Genomic DNA, 569 nt, shown 5'->3' with positions numbered 1-569 from the left:
ACAAAATACGGAGTCACGTCTGGTAAATTATTATAGGCTATAGTATTTACTGTAGTCTGAATAACTTCCGCTGCTCCTTTTTCTGTAGTAGTTATCTTTATTTCTGTGGGGTTATTGTAAGGGTCATAACTCTTTGTCGTTTCGCTGCTGGTGTTCTCAAGGGCATTGAACTGCTGGACCAGGGTGTTTTTGAGTTTAAAAACTTTATTTCCCTGCAGGGCATCTGCCGGACTATTGTAAGAGAGGACGGTTTTCGAAATATAGGAAACAGGAGCATCTGCTGATGGGGAGGCCAAAGACAACACTGTATAATTCTCGGTATTGGCACCCCTGAGGTTCATATCAAATTTGGAAATACTCGATATTATATCTGATGAATCTTTATGCCAGTTGGTTCTCATAGTCGAGCGAAAGCCCAGAAAGCCCAGTCCCTTCATATTGGAAACAGCTCCATAATAGGCAAAGAGCTGTTTTGAATAGGCAGTTGAACTTTGCTGCTCGAGCATACTGACGATTTGAAAACTAGGTGCTATGGAAATATCTACATTGGGATACGTCTCAATAGGGAT

The 569-nt window shown here is 41.3% G+C and carries 1 protein-coding gene; it reads right to left on the bottom strand.

What is annotated here, in order from left to right; translation table 11 throughout:
- On the bottom strand, positions 1–341 hold a 341-nt coding region (locus AC6CH4_RS25950), incomplete at its 3' end, for a hypothetical protein (protein ID WP_498108229.1).
- Positions 342–569 lie beyond the last annotated feature (228 nt).

This window comes from Flavobacterium sp. GQ95, from assembly GCF_059758655.1.
Note: the sequence above shows the minus strand (reverse complement) of the source record. Positions and strands in the feature narration are given on the sequence as shown.